We start from the raw sequence: 20,622 nt of genomic DNA on the forward strand, positions 1-20,622 counted from the left end.
TGTGCACCGGGCAGCAGGCCGACAGTGGAACGATGAGTAGGGCGCGTCAAATTGCACTGCCGTATTAAGCGTCCGATGAAACGTGGATCAGCTCAGCACCTATATCGCTTGTAACCATCTGGGGTGATGGGTCGTCTGGAGCCGTGGTCGTGGCGCTTCCGCGAAGATCCTTGCTCCCGCAGTCCCCCTTCTTTGAGAAAACGGGTCGCACCATCAAACCGTGGTGTCATACACCTCAGCATCCCACGGCTTCTGGGCTTTGGCTGAGTAATTAACCGCAGTATTTATTATGCCAATACTGGACAAGAAATGGTCTATCTACGGGGACGTTTTCGCGAACTTCTTGTTCCAGAGATATTTGGATCGAGAAGCGGAATGCGAGATGGGGAACTGTCTGATCCGGTCGAAAGTTATTCTGCCAGTTTGATACTGATGCAAAACAGAGAAAATTGTGAGAACGTCATGAAAAAACTGGCTGTTAGTACTACATTTGCTGCTTTGATGATTTCCGGAGCGGCATTTGCGCAAACGTCTGCGACCGTTTCCACCGATCTGAACGTCCGTTCCGGTCCCGGTGTTCAGCATGAGGTGATCGGTGCCATTACGACCGATGCAGATGTCATGGTCGAGGGATGTATCGATAGCGCGAATTGGTGCAAAGTGAGCTCGGGTGACCTGCAGGGTTGGGCCTATGGCGACTACCTGAACGTCAAGGCCGGAGATGAAGTGCTATCCCTTTACCCGAACCGCGAAACGGTAGGCGTCGCTGTGATCGAAGCACCGGTCGAAGAGAGCGATACCGGCCAGGATGTGGCCGTCGGCAGCATTGGCGGCGCAGCGATGGGTGCATTGATCGGTGGGCCGGTCGGCGCCGTGGCAGGGGCTGCCATCGGTGGAACCAGTGCATCGGCCGCCAATGTCGAGCCGACCGAAGAGGTGACAACTTATGTCACCACCAACTCTGTTGACCCCGTTTACTTGGAAGGTGAAGTAGTCGTCGGAGCGGGAGTTCCGGAGACTGTGACGGTCTACGATATTCCCGAGCAGCCTGACTATCGGTATGCCCAGATCAACGGGCAAACCGTTCTGATCAATCCCGAGAACCGCAATATCGTATATATTTACCGCTAAATCGCACGCTCAAAATTTGAGCTGAGGCGCAATCGCTCTCGCTCGGCGTTATTCGATCCTGTCAAATGGGATCTGAACGCCGGGCGTTTCCACACGTAGATCCAAATGGAAACCTGTGCTTTATCACCGTTCGAGCGGGTGCAAATTGCCCCGCCGCGAAAGGTTTGTTGTCCAGTGGTTTTTGCATAGTGAGCAGCGGGATTTTCTGTGACGATGTTTTCTTTTGGAAGCATCCTTCATTAGCCCAGCTCTCCTGGTCGGGCTTTTGTCGTTGCGAGGCCCATGCATGTTCGCACACCTCTCCGCCTACCTGATTTAGGTCCATTGCGGAAGGCTGTCTTCGACAAGCCGCGGCCTTCTTCCCGATCAGTCAAATGCGCTGTGTTTGCGGGGTCATCCAGAACGGCTTCTTCGCTTGGCAGAACCGCCCAGCCTGTGGTCGCCAGCAGCAGGACATAGCTTATCTTGCGCAAATCCGCACCATAACACCCCTTTACGATGCATGATCGGCGCCAAAGCTTTTACGCGCAGTGTCGGATGCTTCGGTGCTGACCCGCCAAGGTGAAGGCTCGGTCAGGATATCCCGATGATCGATGGACGATCTGGGAAAGGTCCGTGGCGGAACGTCGCGACCTGTCTTGACGTTACCTTGGCAAACAAAGGGTGGCTGACATGAAATCAATCTTGATGAGCGGTGCCTTGGCACTGTCACTGACCTCGGCTCCGGCGCTGGCAAATTCCTTTCACGTGCAGGCCGGATCGATATATGCCGGTAGCGGGCAGGGGCCGCAGCTTTGGCTGGTTCAAGGCAACGGGAACGGAAAGGGCAACGGTCAGAATGCTGGCAAGGGCAACGGCCATAAGCCCAAAAATGCCAAGGGAAACGGCCATGGCAAGTCCAACGCTGGCGGTGGCAAAAGTAAAGGCAAGCCAGGGAAGGGCCATGATCGCGCGGGCAACGGTGGTAAGCCTGAACACGCTGGCGGACCCAAAAGCATCAAAAAAGCAGCGACCGGCAACTCCGCCAAGGGCAATGGGCGTCGCGCCTTTACCGACGACGAGCGCAGAGCTGAGGTAAAACGCATTTCCTCCATCTCTGCACCTTCAGGGCGTGATATGGCATTGATCTTGGGAGGATCGGCCTTGGGTCTGGCCACACCGCAGTTGCTGATTGCCGAAACACCGCAAGACGAGCTGATCACCTATCGCAACTGCCCACCGGGCCTGGCCAAGAAGGACCCACCCTGCGTGCCGCCGGGTCTGGCAAAGAACGGTGTAGGTTATGACGAATGGGCGTCCTATGACGATGACCGCTATGACGATCTTTGGATTGAACGGCGAGAAGAATGGCTGCGCCGCGATCGTGAGATCGATCCGAACCCCAATCTGCTGTTATTGCAATCGGACGAGATCGAGATGCTCTATGGTCTGGACCCTGCACCCGAAGGCCAGCGCTATGGGCTGATCGACGGGATGCCCGTATTGCTGGATGATCAAGATTACAGATCACTTCTGTTGGTCAATCAAATGGCCAGGGTGACGGATGGCATGGTTGGTGCCCCGGTCGCTCCGACGGCGGCGCTGACACAAGATGAATTGGTGGAACTCTACCGCCTGCCTCGTCCCGGTGCGGATCAAAATTATGCGGTTGTGAACGGCCAGCTGGTCGAGTTGGACGACTCGGACTATGAACTTCTTCAATTGATCCGCGTCGCGCGGGCCATCTTGTAACGGTCGAGTTGCCCCAAGAACTGGCAGCCGCCGCGCGATGCGGCGGCTGTACCATTTCCCAATCGTTGTGTTCGCAATTCCAATATGAAAAATACTATTATCTTTCCCTGCAAATATGTCTGCTGCATGAAAACCCTTGCCGGGAACAACGGAATACCACCATTTATAGCAATGGCGGGCCTTCATAAATCCTGTTGCGAGGGGCTTTCTTGCAAGTCACTTGCTAGCTACGAGACATTATCATCGACGGGATGTCGCAAAGGGACGCAATTGTTTATGATTCCCAGCATGTCAGGGTCCGGTATTTTGGGGTGATAATTGCCAGCCACTACGCTCTGGTTGAAATAAATCAAAACTCCCGCCGACCTGAGACTTAGCCGCCCGATACCCAAGGCCCGCAGGTTTGACGCATATAACAGCGTTTCGCTATCAGATTTTGGAGGTTGCAATAGGCCAGCACCCCTCCATAACCAACGCGCCTGCGCATCTGACAAAGCTGTGCCAGCCCTGAAAGCTGACATTCTGCGCCTTTTTCCCTGCAGGCTTACGGATCAAATATGCTGATCTGGCGAGCCTACCAACCCCTGCATTCAGCAATCAAATGATGTCTGGTACGTGCAGGCTTGACTGGCCTACAACCCGACGAGGAACCAAATCTCTAGATCGGATTTGTTCAAGACAGAGTTTGGGCCTGGCATGGAAAAGCAGAAGGACGACTGGACACTGACCGAGGCCCTGCATTACGAGCATGGCCGCGGCGATCCGTTCGCTGCCGCAGTCCGTTCGACCCGTATGCCGATGATCATTACCGATCCCAATCAGCCCGACAATCCCATCGTCTTTGCCAATATGTCCTTTCAAGACCTGACCGGCTACGGACGTGACGAACTGATCGGCCGAAACTGTCGCTTCTTGCAGGGACCGGGAACGGATCGCCAAACCGTTGCGTCGGTTCGGAAAGCGATAGCGCAGGGCAACGATGCCTCGGTCGATCTGCTCAACTATCGAAAGGACGGCACACCCTTCTGGAATGCGCTTTATGTCAGTCCGGTGCGTGACACGGCGGGGACCATCCGATTTTTCTTTGCTTCGCAGATGGATATCACCGATCGCATCGATCGGCAGGATCGCGTTTCGCGAGAAAAGGCGGTTGTCGAGGCCGAGGTCGCAAAGCGGGTTTCCGAATTGCGAGAGGCAGTCGAGGCGCAGCAGTTGCTCTTGCACGAAGTTGACCACCGGGTGAAGAACAACATGACAATGATCGGCTCGATCCTGCGAATGGAGCTGAGGGCTGCCGGTGATGCCAAAACCGCGCGAATGCTGCGCCTGATGATGTCACGGGTTGATGCGATCTCGACTGTTCACCGCAATCTTTATCAAGACATCGATGTGACACGCTTCGACATAGGATCCTATGCCGTGGGTATCGCATCTGATCTGGCACAGCACTCTGCCGGATCGCACCTGCGGGTCCGGGCGGATCTTCATCGAGCCGAAATTCCGGCAGGACAGGCGTCGGCCTTGGGACTTGTCGTCAACGAGATCCTCAACCACATGGTTCAGGCCCGAAGTGAAGCGTCGGACAGATGTCTGGACGTGAGTGCCCAAGCCGAGGGCAGCCGAGTGCAGTTGACGTTTCGAATCTCGAATGCACAACTGGAACACACCGAAGATAGCTATTCACCAAGTGGCGTGGCCGAGCAGATCATCACGCGGCTGGCATCGCAGTCACATACCAGCGTCGATTGGAAGAAATCTGACGCGGGCGATCTTCAGGTTACGCTTTCCATTACCAGAGACCTCTCATGAACCTTCCCAATCGGCAGCTTTCAATCCTTGTAGTCGAGGATGAATTGATCATCGCGATGGATGTCGAGATGATCATCGAGGATGCCGGCCACCGAGTCGTGGCAAGCTGTACCTCGCTGAAAGATGTCCGCGCCCTTCCGATGGGTGACGTGCCAGACTTGGCATTGGTCGACATGCAGCTGGCAGGGGGGGCGACCGGACTGGAGGTCGGGCACGAAATTCGATCACGCTGGCCGCAGGCCGCCATCGTCTTCGTGACTGCCAATGCCAAAAAGGTTCCCGAGGAGTATGACGGCCTGCTTGGTACCATCGGCAAGCCTTTTTCAGCTTCGGGCTTCACAGCGGCGCTTGGCTTCATTCACGACCTGCTCTCAGGCCGGACAGAGGGGCAGATACCGTCCGAATTCACACCCGCTCGGCGCAGCGCTGACCGTCCAAGCCGCGGCTGAATTTTCTTATTCTCAGATCGGCCCGAAGATGGAAACACGCAGACCGGGATTGTTTTCCTCGACAGAGATGGTTCCGCCAAGCTGCGATGCCAGCGCCTCGATCATCCGCGTGCCGAAACCGGTGCCTTGCACCGTGCCGTCCGATCCGACCCCTCGATCGGTGACCTGAAGACGGAAGCCATCCCGCCATGTGGCCAAGGTGATGGAGATCGGCCCCGGTTCGCCAAGATAGGCGTATTTGATGGCATTCGCGACGATTTCGTTCGCCAGCAGCCCGATCGTCACCGCTGCATCCGCCGAGACAAGGATGGGCGCGAACTCGCCCTCGATCAATGTCCTCCAGCGCGCATCCAATGATGAACGCATGTCGCGCAAGAGATCGTCGAGATAGATCGACAGATCCACGATTTCCGCACGATCATCCTGATAGAGCCGACGATGCACCAGACTGACCGCCGTCAGGCGACCCTGAGCCTCCTCGAGCTGCGCGCGGACATCGGGTTGCGCACCGCGCGCCTGCAGCCGAAGGAACGATCCCACCAGAGAAAGGCTGTTCTGGACGCGGTGATTGACCTCCTTCAGCAGGAAATCCTTTTGTCGAAGCAGGCTTTCATTCTCCCGAATGACAAGCGACAGTTCGGCGTTCAGACGGCGGATGCGCAATGAGCTTCTGGCTTCCAGCAGCAGCCTGACCAGACGTCCGGCTGCTTCGATCTCGCCCGCGCTCCATGTGCGGGACCGGCCGCGCACCTGTTCTGACCAAGCCTCGAAAGAGACGCGTGGCTCCAGTTCGGCTCCGGGTTTGAGGGTGACATCCTTGTGTGGATTGCCGGCCCAAGTCAGCATCTGCAATTCCTCGGCCCGCAACCAGATCAGGACGGTCGGTATTTCAGTGGACATGGTCGCGGCCAGGACACCCGAAGCAATATCCTGCCTGATGGTCAGGCCGGGTTGATCAACCCCCAGACGGGACGTCGCATAGGGGCGCGCAGCCGCCGTTTCGCGAAGCTTGTCGGCAATGGCGCGCAGATCCTGAGGAGGAGGGCATTCGCCATGCGTAAACACCTCGGTCCCCTGAATTGCGGCAAATCCCGTGGCCCCGACCAGATCCGCCAGCACCGGTGCCGCGTTGGCGAAGAAGACAGGCAGATCCTCCTCGGGACCCAGTTTGGCCATGATCGCATCTTCGGCAGACCGCAGGCGAATCCGCTCACGGTAGAGAAGAGTTTCTTCACGCAGACGGATCTGGCGCGACAGGTTTTCCGCCAGACTGACACAGGCCAGTCGGGTGACGACCGAGAGGTTGCGCGGTTCGGGATCGTGGCATGCGATCAGTCCCCACAGCATCCCGTCCTGCACGATGGACATGGAAGCCGACGATCGAACCCCCATGTTTCCCAGATAACGCAGATGGATGGGCGACACGCTGCGCAGCATGGAGTCGCTGAGATCCACCGTCGCGATGCCGGGATCTTCTCCGGTGATCGGCTGCACGGGCGATTGCGCATCCGCAATCACCCTGATGCGGTTGCGAACATACAGGGCACGCGCCTGAACGGGAATATCGCTCGCTGGAAAATGGTGGTTCATGAAGCTGTCCGAATTCGCCGCCCGGCTTTCGCCGACGACCACTCCGGCATCTCCTTCGATGAAGCGATAAACCAGAACACGTGCATGTCCGGTCAACTGACGGAAAGCCTCTGCGGCGTTGCGATAAAGATCGGACAGGGATGCTGAACGCTCCAGCATGCTGTCGAGCGTCTGCATCCGGCTCAGGAATTTCGCGTCCAGCTGTCCGGAGTCGCTTGCCGGAACAAGCTCGAGCATCACGTAAGGTCCACTGAGATAGGCCAGCACGTCCCAGTGCTTTTCAAAGGCCTGCAGGCTTTGAATGGCTTGGGCGCCCGTACCGAATTCCATGTCGCCCAAGGGCAGGTCGGCAAACTTGCCGCCCAGGATCGCCTTCAGCGGAGTGTCAGGTGCGATCTCCGCAAGACCGGGTTCGCTGCTGGCAACGCCCTTCACGAGCAGATCGCGATCAAGGATCAGCAGATGGCCGTAAGACTGAATGGATCCGGGAATATGAATCGGTTCGCGATCACAGGCGGTCAATTCGAGGCTGGAGGCAGAGGCGCCGTGAACGGGGTTTTTTTCGATCATGCCAGATTATTTACGCAAATGGGAGAGCTGTGTCTAATTGCTAAAAGATGCTTGTCAGCCGGGGTTGGCAAGCGCGGGGTGCGGCACACGGAACGCGGTCAAAGCCAGGCTGAATACAGCGCGCGCTGCTTTGCAGGCAGCATCGGCATCAATGCCCGGCTGCTGCAAAAACGCCTGAAATCTGCTCCAGCGCCGCGGGTCGGATGTCTGGCGAGCAAGGTGCTTTGCTCCACTTTCAGGGTCGAAGCCCAAGGCTGCAGCTCTGCGCGCCAAGAGCACGGCCCCTAGCGACGATCCCTCCAACACATAAAGGGCCCCAAGCATGGAGGCGCAATCGCCAAGCTTTGGAGCCGTTGGCGGTGCCGATGCAGTCAAACCAAGCTGACGCATGTCCTGCGTCAGTTCTTTTGCCAAAAACAACGGCTGCCATCCTGTCAGAGCCTCGGCTTCGGCCATAGCCGGTTCCAGGGCAGAGCGGAAACAATGGCTTCCCGTGACATAGGCCTGATATGCCCTATGATCGGTCAAGGAGCCTATGCCGGTGTCCAGCGCCCAATGCAGATCAGCGCTTCTATTGCGCATAAGGGTCCGCAGATCTGAATGTGTCATCAAAATAGTCTCTGTATCGATCTGCATCCAATCATGTCCTTCCTAGCATCTTCCAAATTGCTTGGGCATCCTTGCCGGGGAAGCATGCAGTCTAACGGCATCGGCTCTGCGAACTTTCTACGGAGAGAGCGGGCATGTACTGGCTGAACGCGCGGTTCGCGATGCCTTTTATGGCCATGCTCGCGCATCGGGTCGTTTTGGTGCCATGCGCCTCAGGATATTCCGGGATGAGCGTTTTCCCATTCGCTCAGCTGCAGGCCCAACTGCATCGTGTAGCGGGCCACCGGACTGTTGATGTCATCCGATTGAAGGGATCTGTCCACTGCGACATAGGTGGCCTTGGCGATACGATAGTGGGCTTCTGAGGTGATCGGCGGTACGACATCGTGGATCAGAAATTGCTGCACTGCCTGATCGACCTGGGCCTCCGGGACACCTGCCGACAGGAACAGGCGTCGCAACACGATTGTCATCATTGGGCATCTGAAGCGGGCGGGGCATGTAAGTGCCTTTCGGCTTTCAGCCTTTCTTGCCGTGAGAAAAAGTAAAGTCTGCAGCTTCCAACCGTGACAAGGTCAAGCGGCTTTTGAGCTGCGCCGTGACCAATCGGTTCGCAGTTCCCGTCGCCCAGAACTGCATCCAAAGATTGATATGTGCATACATGACTCTTGTGTAGCGTGTCCATTTGGACAAGTTGTCGGGATTTGTTGCACAGGGCAGAAGGATACGGTCAGCTGGGCGGCTTTTTGATGTTTCCTGTTTTTTGTGGTCCGCCGCTCTGCTGTAACCCTGCCTACCGGCACTCGGCCAATTGCGCCCGGGATGTTGGATCGGGACAATGCTGATTCCTGCTTCGATGAAATCAGGCCATTGTCGTAGTGGTATTGCAGGCTCTGTAATTGTGGTGAAATCTGGTCTGCCCTTAGGCTCCAGCCTCATTGAGTCTCAGAGCCAGAAGAGGATTGTTGCTGCGAGAGCTATTGTGGAGAGGAAGGTCTCGGGGCATCGGTTGTATCGTGTTGCGTCGCGTCTGCAGTCTTTCAGGCGGCCGAACATGATCTTGATCCGGTTGCGTCGTTTGTACCGTCGCCTGTCATGTTTCACGGCTTTCTTGCGTGACTTTCGACCGGGGATGCAAACCTTTATCCCGTTGTCTTTCAACGCCTGTCGTCGCCAATCGGCATCCTATCCACGATCCCCCAAGAACCAATCCGCCTTCGGCAGGCTACTCAGCAGCGCGGCTGCACCGGTGTCATCGCTCACCTGTCCGGCCGACATGAAGACCTGGATCGGGCGGCCTTTCGCATCAGTGACGGCATGTAACTTCGTGTTCATGCCGCCCTTCGTGCGCCCGATTTGGCGAGCACGCCCCCCTTTTTGACTCGCAGGCTGGAGGCCGTGCGGTGCGCTTTCAAACAGGTCGCGTCGATGATGATGGTCTTGTGATCGGCGCCTTCGGCGGCCAGGCCCGCCATGATTCGGGCGAAGTCGCCCTTTTCACTCCAGCGTTTCCAGCGGTTGCAGAGAGTTTTGGCCGGACCATACTCCCCAGGCGCGTCGTACCAACGCAAACCATTGCGATTGATGAAGATTATGCCACGCAGAACCCTTCGATCGTCAACCCGGGGCTTGCCATGGCTCTTGGAGAAAACGGTTTCAAGCGCTCAATCCGCGCCTCGGCCAGCCAGTAAAGATTGCTCATAGATCAGGTCTCCTTGCGAAGCCTGAATCACCGCAACGGACTGAAATCAATGGGTCTGGAGCCTAGATAATGTCGTGCGTCGGGCGGGGGCCGTCTGCGGAGAATGGACTAACTAGGCTTCGGACACATTCAGGTTCAAAGTCGGAACAAGACGGTTGCGGTGAACACGGCTGCGGCCTTCTACGCGCAAGGAGGAAGTCGATGACCTTCGACTTCATCGAGGTGGAAAAGGCCAGCTTCCCGATCAGCCGGATGTGCCGCGTTCTTGGGGTCAGACAGAGCAGCTTCTCCGCCTAGCAGGACCATCGGCCTCTCGCCGCCAGCAGCAGGACATGGTTTATTTCGCGCATATCCGCACCGCATTCGCGCTATCGAACGGCACCTATGGCAGCCCGTGCTTGCAACCTGCAATTTCGTCAGTGAAGACCATGAGATCGGGCTGCATCGCAGGGTGCGGCCAATGCGTGAGAACCGTTTGATCCCGCGGTCCGACGCGGCGCTTCAAGAGCACGACGGACAGCGAACATGCCTGTCCCGTCGCGACCAACCTCGTGGCGCAGGACTCCACGGCAGATGGCCCTGACCGGAAATGGGGGGCCGACATCCTTTATATTTGGACGGTCGAGGGCTGGCTCCCCCTTGCCATCGTCTTGGACCTGTTGTCGCGACGCGTCGTCGGTTGGGCCACGAGTGATCGCCTGAAGCGTGATCTCGTTGCAGAGGCCCTGCGACGCGCCTTGGTGGCTCGCAACCCTGCGTCGGGACTGGTTCGCCATTCCGACCGCGGATCGCAATATTGCTCTGTCAACTATCAGGCCCTGCTCCGGAAAAGGGGCATTCTGATCTCGATGAGCGGGCGCGGGAACTGTTAGGACAATGCGATGGTCGAGATGTTCTTCAAGACCCTCAAGTCCGAGTTCGTTTGACCGGTCATCTGGCAACCCCGCCACCAGGCTAAAAACACCGTCGCCAGATACATCGACGGGTTCCATAACCCCGTCAGGCGATATTCATCGCTCGGCTTCCAAACCTTGATCGCCTTCGTGCGAAAGGCCCGGGAACTGAGCTAAACGCTCTCCACAAAAACCGGGCAGGTCCAATCATATTGCCGCTTGAAGTCGAAGCGGTCATCGGCACCCTGCGTCTCGACGCATAATTTGTGTCCCTGCCGCGCGTAGATGAGGGTTTGAGCCCGCCGGACGCGGGCGGGCGGCACCCCGCGCCGGCGCCGATGGATCCCTGCGCATCAGCTTGGCCGGCGCGGTGATCGCCGCCGCGCCGGGCCCGAACCGTGGCAGCGCGCCCTCCGCAAAATCTTTTCTACCGTATCTTCTGTGCACTGCCATTTCATCCCATCCTGCCGTATGACGGGGGAAACGGCAAAGGACTGACAATGCGACCTTATCTTGCAGCGCTCTGCTCCCTCGTGATCGCGACCGCGTGCACGGTCGGCTCGGGCGCGGTGGTCAAAGGTGTCGGAGCGGACGATCTTCTGAAACTTCGCAAGGGACCGGGGCTGGATCATGAGATCATCATCGGTCTTCCCGATGGTACGCGCCTGACCCGGCAGAACTGCGTGACGAATGCCGGAAAGGTCTGGTGCTGGGTGTACCTGACGGACCGGCCAAGCGTCGCGGGCTATGTCGCTGCGGATTATCTGGCGCATCGCTGAGGCGTCGGCAGATCGCCAGGCGACCGGGGCGCGCCTCAGGTCTGCCCGGCCGTAAAGGATTGCCGCGCCCAGAAGGGTTCAACCGCGCGCGTGGGGCGAGATGGCATTCGCCGTGTCCAGCAGCATCGGCAGGATCTTGCGTCGGATGCGCTCATCGTCCCAGGCATAGGCCGAGACCGAGCATTGCACCGCCGCCAGCGCCCGCCCGTCCGGCCCCATGATCGGCGCGGCAATGCCGATCTCGTTTAGGATCATCTGATCTCGCGAGATCGCGAAGCCCTGCGCGGCCGCGTCGGCGATGTTTGCGCGGATCTGGTCGCGATCCTGCGTGGTGCGCGGGGTGAAGACCTTCAGCGGCCAGGTCGTGATGGCAATCTCGCGTTCCTCCTCGGACCAAGTCGAGATCATCGCCCGCCCGACTGATGTCGACAGGGCCGGCAATCGCCGCCCGATGATCGACGCCGCGAAATAGGTACGGTGGCAGGGCAGGCGCGAGACATAGAGGATGTGATCGCCGGATATTTCTGCAAGGTTGATCGTCTCGCCCAGACTGCGCGACAATTCGATCAGCTTGGGCATGGCCGCGCCGACCAGCGGGTCGGACCAGTAATAGGCATAGGCCAGCTCCAGCCAGGCATGGGACGGCCGGAAGCGGCGCGTCGCCGGATCCTTGTTCAGCCATCCTTCGACATGCAGCGTGTTGGCAAGGCGCTGGACCGCGCTCTTGTCCATGCCCGTTCGCTCGGCCAAGGCGCCGAGGCTCATCTCGGTATTGCTCTCGTCAAAGGCGCGCAGCACCCGCAGCCCCTTGGCCAAGGTGCCCACGAAAAGCGAGTCACGTTTTTCAGCATCGGCCAATTTCTTCATCCCCTTCGTGACAGCAGGCTTGACGGATCGTTGATTCGCCTGATTACCTAAGTGCAATTCAATTAAGTGTATCGCATTGCGATACGACAAATAAGAAAAATCGGGGAGAAGATGATGAAACAAGGTTTTCTGACCGGAACGGTCGCGACGTTGGCCATCCTTGCCGCAGGCATGGCCCATGCCGACAAATCCGACGACACGCTGCGCGCCGCCTTCACCAAGGAGCTGGAAAGCGTCGACAGCTATTTCAACTCGGCCCGCGAAGGGGTGGTGCTGCAACGCGCGATCTGGGACGGGCTGATCTATGCCGATCCGCAGACCGGCGAATACAAGGGCAATCTTGCGACCGAATGGAGCTGGATCGACGACACCACGTTGGAGCTGAAGCTGCGCGAGGGCGTGAAATTCCACGACGGCAGCGATTTCACCGCCGATGACGTCGTCTATACCGTCGATTTCGTCGCGGATGAAAGCAACGGCGCCGTCACGCAGCGCAATGTCAACTGGATGGACCACGCCGAGAAGGTCGACGATTACACGGTGCGCATCATCACCAAGGAGCCTTTCCCCGCGGCGCTGGAATACCTCTCGGGTCCGGTCTCGATCTATCCGTCGGACTACTATGCCCAGGTCGGGCCCTCGGGAATGGGTCTCAAGCCCATCGGCACCGGCCCCTACAAGGTCGTCAGCGTCGATCCCGGCAAGCACTTCGTGCTGGAGGCGAACAAAGACTATTTCGACGGCCCCAAGGGCAAGCCGCAGATCGGCAATATCGATGTGCGCACCATTCCGGACGTGAACACCCAGATCGCCGAGCTGTTCAGCGGCCAGCTGGACCTGATCTGGCAGGTTCCCTCGGATCAGGCCGAACGCATGGCCCAGATGGACGGCTTCAACGTCTCGAACGAAAGCACGATGCGGGTGGGCTATCTGGCCATGGATGCCGCCGGTCGATCGGGCGAAGACAACCCTTTCACCAAGCTCGAGGTGCGCCAGGCCGTCAATCACGCCATCAACCGCGAGGAGCTGGTCAACCAGCTGCTGAAGGGCAAGTCGATCCCGATTCACACCGCCTGCTTTCCCAGCCAGTTCGGCTGCGCGCAGGACGTGACCGAATACGAGTACGACCCTGAAAAGGCGCGCGAACTGATGGCCGAGGCGGGCTATCCCGACGGCTTCACGACCGAGTTCTATGCCTATCGCGACCGTGAATACGCCGAGGCGATCACCAGCTATCTGAACGCCATCGGCATCCGGACCGATTTCAAGATGCTGCAATATTCCGCGCTGCGCGACCTGAACATGAAGGGCGAGGTGCCGATCTCGTTCCAGACCTGGGGGTCCTTCTCGGTCAATGACGCCTCGGCCATGGTCAGCCAGTACTTCAAGCATGGCGAACTGGACGACGCCCGTGACGATCAGGTCTTGGCCGATCTGGACATCGCCGACAGCTCGACCGATCCCGAGGTACGCAAGGAACATTACCGCACGGCCCTGCAGCGGATTGCGGATCAGGCCTATTGGGCGCCGATGTTCTCGTACAACACGAATTATGTCACCACGGACGAGGTCGCCTATACCCCGACCGCCGACGAGGTCCTGCGCTTCCACGCGATGACCTGGAACTGAGGCCACCAATCCGGCCCGACCGGGGCGGCATTCCTGCCGCCCCTTCCTGCCCGCAAGGAACCGACCCATGCTTCGCTTCATCCTCAGACGATCGGGCCTGGCGCTGCTTGTCGCGCTGACCGTATCCTTCATCAGCTTCAGCCTGCTGTTCCTCTCGGGCGATCCGGCCATCGCCATCGCGGGCGAAAGCGCCAATGCGCAGGATGTCGCCGCCATCCGCGAGCTTTACGGCTTCGACCGGCCCATGCTGGTTCAATACGGCGACTGGCTGTGGAGCGCGCTGCAGCTTGATTTCGGCGACAGTTACTATTTCCGCCTGCCCGTGGCCGATCTGATCGCAGATCGTCTGTCGGTCACCATGACGCTTGGCGTTTGCGGCATCCTCTTCGCGCTGCTGACCGCCGTGCCCTTGGGCGTCATTGCCGCGATCCGCCCCAATTCCATTATCGACCGGATCGCGCTGTTCCTCTCGGTCGCGGGGCAGGCCATGCCCAGCTTCTGGTTCGGGCTGATCCTGATCGTGGTCTTCGCCATCAAGTTCCGCATCTTGCCCGCATCGGGTGCTGACAGCTGGCGTCATTTCATCCTGCCGACCATCGTGCTGGGCTATTACGCCATGCCTGCCATCATGCGCCTGACCCGCGCCGGCATGCTCGAGGTACTGTCGGCCGATTACATCCGCACCGCCCGCGCCAAGGGCGCATCCGAGGGCAGGGTGCTGTTCAAGCACGCGCTGCGCAACGCGATCATCCCGGTGGTGTCGCTTGCCGCGGTCCAGATGGGCTTCATGCTGGGCGGCTCGATCGTGGTGGAATCGGTCTTCGCGCTGCATGGCGCGGGCTATCTGGCGTGGGAATCCATCGGGCGCAACGACCTGCCGACGGTGCAGGCGCTGATCCTGGTCTTCGCGCTCTTCTACATCGTCTTCACCTTCCTGTCGGACGTGCTGAACGCCTGGCTTGACCCCCGCATGCGGAGCAGCTGAGATGACCGCCATTCCCGATGCCTTCGAGATCGTTGGCCCCACGCCTGCCCAGCAGCTGCGCAAGCGCATGTTCGGCCATCAGGGCTTCCTGATCGGCGCGGTCATCCTGGTGGTGCTGGTGGCGATCGCGCTTTTGGCGCCCGTCCTGGCCCCCCACGACCCCTATGCCCAAAGCTTGGGCGACCGGATGCTGCGCCCGGTCTTCATGGGTGGTACCTGGGACCACCCGCTTGGCACCGACCATCTGGGCCGAGATTACCTGTCGCGGCTGATCTACGGCGCGCGGGTCTCGCTGCTGATCGGGGCGGTGGCGGCGGTGATCTCGGGGGTGATCGGCACCGCGCTCGGAGTTGCGGCCGGGTATTTCGGTGGGCGGGTTGATACGGTGGTGACCTTCCTGATCAACGTGCGCCTTGCCATGCCCGTGGTGCTGGTCGCGCTGGCCGTGGTGGCGATCCTCGGCGGGTCGCTGTCGGTTGTGATCGGGGTGCTGGGCCTGTTGCTGTGGGACCGTTTCGCGGTGGTGATGCGGGCCTCGACCTTGCAGATCCGGGGCCGCGAATTCGTGGCTGCCGCGCGGGCGGTGGGCTGTTCCACCCCGCGCATCCTCTTGTCCGAGATCATGCCGAACATCGTCAACAACCTGATCGTCGTCGTCACGCTGGAAATGGCCCACGCCATCCTGCTGGAGGCCGCACTGTCCTTTCTGGGCGTCGGCGTCCAGCCCCCCACCCCCAGCTGGGGTCTGATGGTGTCCGAGGGCAAGAACATGATGCTGTTCGAGCCATGGCTGGTCCTGATCCCCGGCGCGGTGCTGTTCGTGCTGGTGCTGGCCATCAACCTGATGGGCGATGGTCTGCGCGACGTGACCGCCCCCGAAAACCGCAACTGAGAGGCCCCTGATGACCGACGACCCCCTTCTGTCCGTCCGCGGCCTGACGCTGGACATCCCCACGGGCGGCGGCATGCTGCATGCCGTGCGCGGCATCGACTTTGACCTGAACCGCGGCGAGACGCTGTGCATCGTGGGCGAATCCGGCTCGGGCAAATCGCTGACCTCGCTGGCGCTGATGGGGCTTCTGGGTCCGAAGATCCAGCGCCGCGCGACGCGCATGAGTTTCGACGGCACCGATCTGCAGACCGCCTCGCGCCGCAGGCTGCGCCAGTTGCGCGGCGATCGCATGTCGATGATCTTCCAGGAACCGATGACCTCGCTGAACCCGGCCTATACCATCGGCGACCAGCTGGCCGAGACGCTGCGCCTGCACCGCCGCGTCAGCAAGGCCGAAGCCCGCGCCCGCGCGGTCGAGTTGCTGGAGAAGGTCGGCATCACCGCCGCCGAAAGCCGCCTGTCGCAATATCCCCATCAGCTGTCGGGGGGGCTGCGCCAGCGCGTGATGATCGCCATGGCGCTGATGTGCGAACCCGAACTGATCATCGCCGATGAACCCACCACCGCTCTGGACGTGACCATCCAGGCCCAGATCCTGCGTCTTTTGGTCGATCTGCAGCGCGAGATGAACATGGCGATGATCCTGATCACCCATGATCTGGGCGTCGTTGCCCGCGTCGCCGACAAGGTCGCCGTCATGTATGCGGGCGAACTGGTCGAGACCGGCCCCGCCGCAGCCATTTTCGGCAACCCCACCCATCCCTATACACGCGGCCTTCTGAACTGCATTCCGATCCCGGGCCGCAACGAGCGCGGCGCAAGGCTTGGCACCATTCCGGGCATCGTCCCCTCGCTGGTGGGCGAGGTGCGCGGCTGTCCCTTCCGCGGCCGCTGCGATCAGCGCATCGGTCCCTGCGACGAGGCGGCCCCCCTGCGCCATCTGCCGGGCGGCCACGACTTCCGCTGCGTCCACCCCGACGGACACCGCCACGAGGAGCTGACGGCATGAGCGACCATCCCGTTCTGGAACTGCGCGACGTCTCGAAGGTCTATACCATCAAGCAGGGGCTGTTCGGGAAACCGAAACCCCTGCGGGCGCTGAACGACGTGTCGCTGAAGCTGGCCCGTGGCGAGGTGCTGGGCCTTGTGGGTGAATCCGGCTGCGGCAAGTCCACGCTGGCCAAGATCCTGCTGGGGCTGGAACAGCCCACGACCGGTCAGGTGCTGGTCGACGGGCAGGCGCTTTCAGGCCAGGACCGCATCGCCCTGTCGCGCCGCATCCAGCCGATCTTCCAGGATCCCTATTCCTCGCTGAACCCGCGCAAGAGCATCGAGGATATCGTCACCCTGCCGCTGCGCGTCCATGGCATCGGCGATCACGCCAGCCGGGACCGCGACCTGCGCAGGATGCTGGACATCGTGGGCCTGCCCGCCCGCGTGGCACGCAGCTATCCCAGCCAGATGTCGGGCGGCCAGCGGCAGCGCGTGGCCATTGCCCGCGCGCTGATCATGAAGCCGGAAATCGTCATCTGCGACGAACCCACCTCGGCGCTCGACGTGTCGGTGCAGTCGCAGATCCTGAACCTTCTGGCCGACCTGCGCGAGGAACTGGGCCTGACCTATCTGTTCATCAGCCACAATCTGGCCGTGGTCGAGCATCTGGCGACGCGGGTGGCGGTCATGTATCTGGGCCGCATCGTCGAGGAGGCCGATGTCGCCACCCTGTTCGAGAACGCCCGCCACCCCTATTCGACGGCCCTGCTGCAATCGGTGCTGACGCCCGATCCGGGGATGGGCGTGCCCGACACGCAACTGGGCGCGGCCTATCCCAACCCGATCTCGCCGCCCTCGGGCTGCGCGTTCCATCCACGCTGCGGGCGGGTGATGCCGCATTGCGCCACCATCGCGCCACGACCCGTGCCGACGTCCGATGGCCACGTGGAATGTCACCTCTATGATGCCGAACCGGCCCATGCCGTCTGAAGGACATGCCATGACCTCATCGCTGTCGCGGACGCAGGTGGTCCGCAAGACCGTCATCGCCACGCAGGGCGGCGTCGTCGCCGCGCAGAATTCCCGCGCCGCCCAAGTTGGCGCCGATGTGCTGGCCGCGGGGGGCAATGCCGTCGATGCGGCCACTGCGGTTTCCTTCGCGATCGGCGTGCTGGAGCCGTGGATGAGCGGGCCTGCCGGCGGCGGTGCGATGATGCTGTGGCACGCCGATCAGGGCCGCGCCGAGGCGCTGTCCTATGGGATGCGCGCGCCGCAGGGGCTGGACCCTGCCGATTACCCGCTGGCGGGCACCGGCAAGGCCGGCGATCTCTTCCCGTGGGAGGCGGTCATGGGCGACCGCAACCTGCGCGGCGCGACGGCAGTGGCCGTGCCCGGCGTCGTGGACGGCATCGGGCAGGCGCATGCCCGCCATGGCCGCATGCCCTGGGCCGAGCTTCTGGCACAGGCCATCGCGCTGGCGCGGCAGGGCCTGCCCATCGACTGGTATGCCTCGCTGATGATCGCATCGGCCACGCGCAACCTGTCGGCCGACCCCGATGCGGCGGCGATGTTCCTTGAAGACGGCCAATGGCCCATGATCGCGGGCTGGACCAGCACCGCTTCGCGCAGCCTGTCGCTGGACGGCATGGCCGCGACCTTGGACCAGCTGGCCCGGAAGGGCGCGCGCGATTTCTATGACGGAGAGATCGGCGCGGCGCTGGCCGCCGACATGCAGGCCAAGGGCGGCTGCCTGAGCCATGAGGACCTGCGCAAATACCGGGCGCAGTTTCAGGACCCGCTGTCCTTCGCGCGTGGGTCGGCGCAGTTCCACGTCACGCCCCGGCTGACGGCGGGGCCCACCTTCCGCGACGTGCTGGCCGCCCTGCCGCCGCTGTCGGGCAGGCCCGGCCCGGATGCCTTCGTGGCCTATGCCGAGGCGCTTCAGTCGGCCTATGCCCGTCGTCTGGCGGGAATGGGCGATGATGGCGAAAGCCCCGACCAACCCGGATGCACGACACATTTTTCGATCGTGGACGCGGAGGGCAACATGGTCGCGATGACCCAGACCCTGCTGTCGGCCTTTGGTGCCCATGTCGTGTCGCCCTCGACGGGGCTGCTGATGAACAACGGCATCATGTGGTTCGACCCGGTTCCGGGCCGCCCCAACTCTCTGGCGCCCGGTCGCGACTGCCTGATGAACGTCTGCCCCGTGATCGGGGAGGACGGCCCCCGCCGCTTCGCCTTCGGGGCCTCGGGCGGGCGCAAGATCGTGGGGGCGGTGGCGCAGCTGTCCTCATTCGTGACCGATTTCGACATGGATCTGGAGACGGCCTTCCACCACGGACGCATCGACGTGTCGGGCGGCGACACGGTCACCGCGGACGCGATGCTGCCCGATACCGTCCATGACGCACTGTCGGCCCGCTTCGACGCAAGGCGCTTCCCGCGCACGGTCTTCCCCTATGCCTTTGCCTGTCCCGCGGGTGTCATGCGCGACGGAACGCGCAACACCGGCTGCACCGAGATCATGTCGCCCTGGGGCGATGCCATTGCCGAACCAAGGAGCTTTCCATGACCCGTGACGCCGCCATCGCCGCGACACAAAGCTATTTCGACAGCGGTCGCTTTCAGGCCGACCTGGCGGGGCTGGTCGAATATCCGACCGAAAGTCAGAACCCCGAGGCCCGCGCCGAGCTTTATCGCTATCTGCATGACGCGATGCTGCCACGGCTTGAGGCCTTGGGCTTCGACTGTTCCATCCACGACAACCCCGACCCGCGCGGCGGCCCGCTGTTGATGGGCAGCCGGATCGAGGATCCCGCGCTGACGACCGTGCTGACCTATGGCCATGGCGACGTGATCCGCGCGCAGACCGATCAATGGCGTCAGGGGCTGAAGCCTTTCCGCCTGATCGAGGAGGGCGACCGGCTCTATGGCCGCGGCAGCGCCGACAACAAGGTCCAGCACCTGATCAACATCGCCGCGCTCGAGGCGGTGATCGCGGCACGCGGCAGCCTTGGCTTCAACGTCAGGATCGTCATCGAGATGTCCGAGGAGGTCGGCTCCTCGGGGCTGGCCGATTTCTTCCGCGCCCATAAGGACGCCCTGTCGGCGGATGTGCTGATCGCCTCGGACGGGCCGCGGCTGCAGCCCGACGTGCCGACCATCTTCATGGGGTCGCGGGGCGGGGTGACCTTCGATCTGACGCTGGACCTGCGCGAGGGGGCGCATCATTCAGGCAACTGGGGCGGCCTGCTGGCCGATCCGGCGATGATCTTGGCCCATGCACTGACGACGATCTGCGATCGGCGCGGCCAGATCCGCATTGCCGAATGGCGCCCCGACAGCCTGACCCCCGCCATCCGGCAGGCGCTGGACGGGCTGCCCATCGAGGATGCCGCAGGCCCTGCCGTGGACCCTGACTGGGGCGAGGCCGATCTGACCCCCGCAGAACGCGCCTATGGCTGGAACAGTTTTGCCATTCTGGCGATGACCGCGGGCGTTCCCGAAGCCCCCGTCAACGCCATCGCCGCCCATGCCCGCGCCACCTGCCAGCTGCGCTATGTCGTGGGCACCGACCCGCAGGACATCCTGCCCGCCCTGCGCCGACATCTGGATGCGCATGGCTTCGAGGACGTGCAGATCACCCCGCATGACCGCGGCTTCTTCAACGCCACGCGGCTGGACCCCGACCACGAATGGGTGCGCTTTACCACCGCGTCGCTGGAACGCAGCGCCGGTCGCAAGCCCCATGTGCTGCCGAACCTGGCGGGATCGCTGCCCAACGACAGCTTCACCGATATCCTGGGTCTGCCGACGGTCTGGGTTCCCCATTCCTATCGCGGCTGTTCCCAGCACGCCCCGAACGAGCATGTGCTGAAATCGCTGTCGCGGGACGCGCTTGGGGTCATGGCGGGGCTGTGGTGGGACATTGGGGACCAGCCGCCGGCGGCATGATCTCGGCCGCGAACCGGGCGCCGACCCAATCAGCGG

The 20,622-nt window shown here is 61.3% G+C and carries 18 protein-coding genes and 1 pseudogene; 13 read left to right on the plus strand and 6 right to left on the minus strand.

Annotation, left to right across the window (positions count from 1 at the left end):
- Nucleotides 1–309: 309 nt before the first annotated feature.
- The 4 genes from DKT70_RS08980 to DKT70_RS08995 all read left to right on the plus strand — a co-directional run bounded on the left by DKT70_RS08980 (nucleotide 310) and on the right by DKT70_RS08995 (nucleotide 5,120).
- Nucleotides 310–1,131 carry a DUF1236 domain-containing protein gene (locus DKT70_RS08980; protein WP_199559559.1) on the plus strand — a complete coding sequence of 274 codons (822 nt, stop codon included), beginning with the start codon at nucleotides 310–312 and terminating at the stop codon, nucleotides 1,129–1,131.
- 672 nt (nucleotides 1,132–1,803) lie between these two features.
- The gene (locus tag DKT70_RS08985; RefSeq protein ID WP_111558832.1) at nucleotides 1,804–2,862 is read left to right on the plus strand and encodes a hypothetical protein; all 1,059 of its coding nucleotides are present in this window, start codon (nucleotides 1,804–1,806) and stop codon (nucleotides 2,860–2,862) included.
- A 696-nt stretch (nucleotides 2,863–3,558) separates the two neighbouring features.
- A complete protein-coding gene (locus DKT70_RS08990) occupies nucleotides 3,559–4,671 on the plus strand; it encodes a PAS domain-containing protein (RefSeq protein WP_111558833.1) in 1,113 nt (370 codons plus the stop codon).
- Nucleotides 4,668–5,120, plus strand: coding sequence for a response regulator (locus DKT70_RS08995; protein ID WP_111558834.1), 453 nt, complete (start codon nucleotides 4,668–4,670; stop codon nucleotides 5,118–5,120). The genes DKT70_RS08990 and DKT70_RS08995 overlap by 4 nt, the downstream gene beginning before the upstream one ends.
- A 12-nt stretch (nucleotides 5,121–5,132) precedes the next feature.
- Here DKT70_RS08995 and DKT70_RS09000 read toward each other — a convergent pair whose 3' ends face one another.
- From DKT70_RS09000 to DKT70_RS09015, 5 genes and pseudogenes are all read right to left on the minus strand, one after another.
- Nucleotides 5,133–7,280 carry a histidine kinase dimerization/phosphoacceptor domain -containing protein gene (locus DKT70_RS09000; protein ID WP_111558835.1) on the minus strand — a complete coding sequence of 716 codons (2,148 nt, stop codon included), beginning with the start codon at nucleotides 7,278–7,280 and terminating at the stop codon, nucleotides 5,133–5,135.
- 54 nt (nucleotides 7,281–7,334) lie between these two features.
- Nucleotides 7,335–7,916: a biliverdin-producing heme oxygenase gene (locus tag DKT70_RS09005; protein ID WP_111558836.1), complete on the minus strand. Its 582-nt coding sequence runs from the start codon at nucleotides 7,914–7,916 to the stop codon at nucleotides 7,335–7,337.
- 185 nt (nucleotides 7,917–8,101) lie between these two features.
- Complete coding sequence (locus tag DKT70_RS09010; RefSeq protein WP_111558837.1) at nucleotides 8,102–8,365, minus strand: hypothetical protein; 264 nt, start codon at nucleotides 8,363–8,365, stop codon at nucleotides 8,102–8,104.
- 43 nt (nucleotides 8,366–8,408) lie between these two features.
- Entirely contained in the window at nucleotides 8,409–8,552 is a 144-nt protein-coding gene (locus tag DKT70_RS18020; RefSeq protein ID WP_158529985.1) for a hypothetical protein, read from the minus strand.
- A 282-nt stretch (nucleotides 8,553–8,834) separates the two neighbouring features.
- A pseudogene (locus DKT70_RS09015) lies at nucleotides 8,835–9,591 on the minus strand (IS5 family transposase).
- A 551-nt stretch (nucleotides 9,592–10,142) separates the two neighbouring features.
- Between DKT70_RS09015 and DKT70_RS18810 the strand changes: the two are divergent.
- Together DKT70_RS18810 and DKT70_RS09025 are read left to right on the plus strand one after the other, a co-directional pair.
- Complete coding sequence (locus DKT70_RS18810; RefSeq protein WP_111558838.1) at nucleotides 10,143–10,463, plus strand: DDE-type integrase/transposase/recombinase; 321 nt, start codon at nucleotides 10,143–10,145, stop codon at nucleotides 10,461–10,463.
- Nucleotides 10,464–10,984: 521 nt separating this feature from the next.
- Nucleotides 10,985–11,263: an SH3 domain-containing protein gene (locus tag DKT70_RS09025; RefSeq protein WP_111558839.1), complete on the plus strand. Its 279-nt coding sequence runs from the start codon at nucleotides 10,985–10,987 to the stop codon at nucleotides 11,261–11,263.
- Nucleotides 11,264–11,341: 78 nt separating this feature from the next.
- On the opposite strand, the gene DKT70_RS09030 is transcribed toward DKT70_RS09025, so the two are convergent.
- Nucleotides 11,342–12,130, minus strand: a complete 789-nt coding sequence (locus tag DKT70_RS09030; RefSeq protein ID WP_111558840.1) for an IclR family transcriptional regulator — start codon at nucleotides 12,128–12,130, stop codon at nucleotides 11,342–11,344.
- Nucleotides 12,131–12,244: 114 nt separating this feature from the next.
- Here DKT70_RS09030 and DKT70_RS09035 point away from each other — a divergent pair, with 114 nt between their 5' ends.
- The 7 genes from DKT70_RS09035 to DKT70_RS09065 all read left to right on the plus strand — a co-directional run bounded on the left by DKT70_RS09035 (nucleotide 12,245) and on the right by DKT70_RS09065 (nucleotide 20,586).
- Nucleotides 12,245–13,759: an ABC transporter substrate-binding protein gene (locus DKT70_RS09035; protein WP_111558841.1), complete on the plus strand. Its 1,515-nt coding sequence runs from the start codon at nucleotides 12,245–12,247 to the stop codon at nucleotides 13,757–13,759.
- Between the two features lie 67 nt (nucleotides 13,760–13,826).
- On the plus strand, nucleotides 13,827–14,744 hold the full coding sequence (locus tag DKT70_RS09040; RefSeq protein WP_111558842.1) for an ABC transporter permease: 918 nt from the start codon (nucleotides 13,827–13,829) through the stop codon (nucleotides 14,742–14,744).
- A 1-nt stretch (nucleotide 14,745) separates the two neighbouring features.
- The gene (locus tag DKT70_RS09045; protein WP_111558843.1) at nucleotides 14,746–15,636 is read left to right on the plus strand and encodes an ABC transporter permease; all 891 of its coding nucleotides are present in this window, start codon (nucleotides 14,746–14,748) and stop codon (nucleotides 15,634–15,636) included.
- 10 nt (nucleotides 15,637–15,646) lie between these two features.
- Complete coding sequence (locus DKT70_RS09050) at nucleotides 15,647–16,645, plus strand: ABC transporter ATP-binding protein (RefSeq protein WP_111558844.1); 999 nt, start codon at nucleotides 15,647–15,649, stop codon at nucleotides 16,643–16,645.
- Nucleotides 16,642–17,619: an ABC transporter ATP-binding protein gene (locus tag DKT70_RS09055; RefSeq protein WP_111558845.1), complete on the plus strand. Its 978-nt coding sequence runs from the start codon at nucleotides 16,642–16,644 to the stop codon at nucleotides 17,617–17,619. The genes DKT70_RS09050 and DKT70_RS09055 overlap by 4 nt, the downstream gene beginning before the upstream one ends.
- 10 nt (nucleotides 17,620–17,629) lie before the next feature.
- Nucleotides 17,630–19,204 (plus strand): gamma-glutamyltransferase, encoded by a 1,575-nt coding sequence (locus DKT70_RS09060; protein ID WP_111558846.1) that lies wholly within the window; start codon nucleotides 17,630–17,632, stop codon nucleotides 19,202–19,204.
- Nucleotides 19,201–20,586, plus strand: coding sequence for a M20 family metallopeptidase (locus DKT70_RS09065; protein ID WP_111558847.1), 1,386 nt, complete (start codon nucleotides 19,201–19,203; stop codon nucleotides 20,584–20,586). The genes DKT70_RS09060 and DKT70_RS09065 overlap by 4 nt, the downstream gene beginning before the upstream one ends.
- Nucleotides 20,587–20,622 lie beyond the last annotated feature (36 nt).

The sequence above is a fragment of the Paracoccus sediminilitoris genome (genome assembly GCF_003259195.1).
In the GTDB taxonomy this organism is placed as follows: Bacteria; Pseudomonadota; Alphaproteobacteria; order Rhodobacterales; family Rhodobacteraceae; genus Paracoccus; species Paracoccus sediminilitoris.